At 77.1% G+C, this 2,395-nt stretch carries 2 protein-coding genes and 1 pseudogene; all 3 read right to left on the bottom strand.

What is annotated here, in order from left to right; genetic code table 11:
• Window positions 1-402, bottom strand: a pseudogene (locus tag L1885_RS27215) (hypothetical protein); the annotation flags it as partial.
• A gap of 7 nt (window positions 403-409) precedes the next feature.
• The gene (locus tag L1885_RS27210; RefSeq protein ID WP_235799813.1) at window positions 410-1,606 is read right to left on the bottom strand and encodes an FxsB family cyclophane-forming radical SAM/SPASM peptide maturase; all 1,197 of its coding nucleotides are present in this window, start codon (window positions 1,604-1,606) and stop codon (window positions 410-412) included.
• Between the two features lie 317 nt (window positions 1,607-1,923).
• Window positions 1,924-2,175, bottom strand: coding sequence for an FxSxx-COOH cyclophane-containing RiPP peptide (gene fxsA / locus L1885_RS27205; protein WP_235799812.1), 252 nt, complete (start codon window positions 2,173-2,175; stop codon window positions 1,924-1,926).
• Window positions 2,176-2,395: the final 220 nt, after the last annotated feature.

Here is a 2,395-nt window from a genome sequence, read left to right as displayed (position 1 = left end):
GTCCGGGGCGGCCGGTGGCGCCACTCGCGCGGCGGCCGGAGAGACGGGACCGGGGCGGCGGGCGAGACCGTAGAGGCAGCGCTGCGCCCAGGGGCCGGCCGGCGGGTGCAGCAGCACGGTCCGTACGGCCGTCCGGTCGGCGCGGTCGGCCCGCTCCAGCAGGGCCCAGTCGGCGCGGATCCGGTCGGGCGCACCGGGCGGCAGCAGGGCAGGCGGCAGCGCGAGGGCGGCTTCGAGTATGGCCCTGAGCTGGACGAGCCGGCGCGCGTGCTGGTCGCGGACGAGCAGGGCGAGGGCGTCGTCCCCGCCCCTGGTGCGGCCCAGTTCTCGCAGCAGGTTTTCGGGGACGGTGAAACCGTCCGGCCCGAGGGCTCGGCCGGACGCTGTGGGGGTGGCGTTCACACGTACCTCACTTGCCGCTCCCGACGGCGACGGCCGCGAGCCGCGCGGCGACGTGCCTGATCAGCCGGTCGAGGTCGGCGCAGTAGACGGACGGATGGCGGAAACCGCCGCCCGCGCGGTAGCGGTGGGCGTAGTGGCCGCCCCCGCAGACGGCGAGCAGCGGACAGGCGCGGCAGGTGCTCGCGAGGGCGGCGGCGCCGGCCTGCCGGGCGCGGACCGCGGGGTGGTTCAGGGCGTCGTCGAAGGGGTGGTGGAAGACGTCGAGGCCGGTGGCCGCGGCGCCGTCGTAGGCGGACTTGATCGAGTCGACCTGTTCGATCGAGCCGTCGGTCTCGACCACGACCGCGTTCACCGGGTCGAGCCCCAGGGACTCGGTGGCGCCGGGCAGCCCGAGCAGCAGGGCGACGCACTCCTGGAAGAGGCGCACGCGCATCTCCCGGCGCCCCGCGTCCCACCAGCGGTCGAAGACCGCGCAGAGCCAGTCGCCGTACGGGGTGGGGCGTGGGGTCCCCGGTGCGCGCCCCGGGTCGTCGCCCGCGCGGATCCCCGGGGGCGGGGCACTCCAGTTGCCGTGCGGCAGCAGCAGGTCGAGTGAGGGGGCCGGGAGGGCGAGGAGCGACTCGTACACGGCGACGGGGTCGGTGCGCGGATCCACCACCGTCAGGACGCCCGCGTACGCCTGTGGCGCGCGGTCGGCGAGCAGCCGGGCGCCGCGCGCGGCGGCGGCCCATGAAGGGCGGCCGGCCCGGTCGACCCGGGCGGTGTTGTGCCCGGGCAGGCCGCCGTCGAGGCTGATGCCCACCCGGATGCCGTGGCGGGCAAGGGTGTCGATGCGGGGGGCGTCCAGGAGTGTGGCGTTGGTCTGCACGCTCGCGTGGACGGCGCAGCCGGCCGGTACCCGCTCCCGCACCCGGTCGGTGAAGGCCCCGAGCCGGTCCGCCCCGGCGAGCAGCGGCTCCCCGCCGTGCAGCACGAGGGAGAGCGCGGGCAGGCGGTGCGTGCGCGCGTGCTCCGCGATCCGGGACGCCGTGCGGTCGAGGACGGCGTCGCTCGCGGCGGCGGGCCGGGTGCGCCAGGTGCGGTCCGGGCCCGCGTACAGGTAGCAGTAGCGGCACGCGAGGTTGCAGCGCCCGTGCGCCTTGACGACGAACTGGGCGAACGGGACGTGCGCGGCCGCGCCCCCGGATGCTCCTCTGCGAGCCAATGGCGAACCCCCATGCTGTGCGGCTCACGGGTCTGCGGGTCCCGTCGCTGCGGTACGGGAATCCGGTCCCGGATGCGTGAACGGGACCCCGAGACGGGATATGTGTGCGGCGGACGGGTGCGAACCGTTTCCGGACGACGTTGTCCGGTTTCCGGGCGACGCGGGTCCGGATCCGTGCGGGTGGGCCGGCGGGGCAGGTGCGCGGGGCACATGCCCCGCCGGTCATGGGGCTGTCCGGCCCCGCCCGCGGGGCCCCGCCGGCACGGACAGCGGCGCGGACGGTGGCGCCGGCGCGGGCCCGGGCGCGTTCCGTCGCGTCACGTGCCGTCGGAACTGTTGGTGAAGCCCCAGAGCATCTCGCGGGGGCGTGCGGCCCGCTCGCGCAGTTCGCTGACCATGTCCGCGAGGACGGGGTGGTCGAGGGTGCGCAGGGTCTCCAGGTCGATCTCGGTGAGGTCGGGCAGGGGCGGCAGCGCACCGACCGGCGCTGCCTGCTCGTGCCCGACCGCGGTGGCGGCGCGGCGCGCGCCGTTCCGGCCGCCGGTGTCGTGGCTCAGCGGATCGGTCATGGTCTCTCCCCGTGGTCGCCGTGCGCGGATCGCGCGCTGCGCGCTCCCTCTGGTCGTCCGGCGCTCTCCGTCGAGCCCGTCCGCGGTGGTCCTGGTCGTGCCGTCGCCGCGACGCCGTGCGCCGCCGGGACGGCGGGTGTGCCGCACGTACCGTGACCGGCCGGCGGGACCCGCCGGCCCCCGCGGTCCCGTGCCGCGGCGATCCGGCCGGACCGTACGG

The sequence above is a fragment of the Streptomyces fuscigenes genome (genome assembly GCF_021556455.1).
GTDB lineage: Bacteria > Actinomycetota > Actinomycetes > Streptomycetales > Streptomycetaceae > Streptomyces > Streptomyces fuscigenes.
Note: the sequence above shows the minus strand (reverse complement) of the source record. Positions and strands in the feature narration are given on the sequence as shown.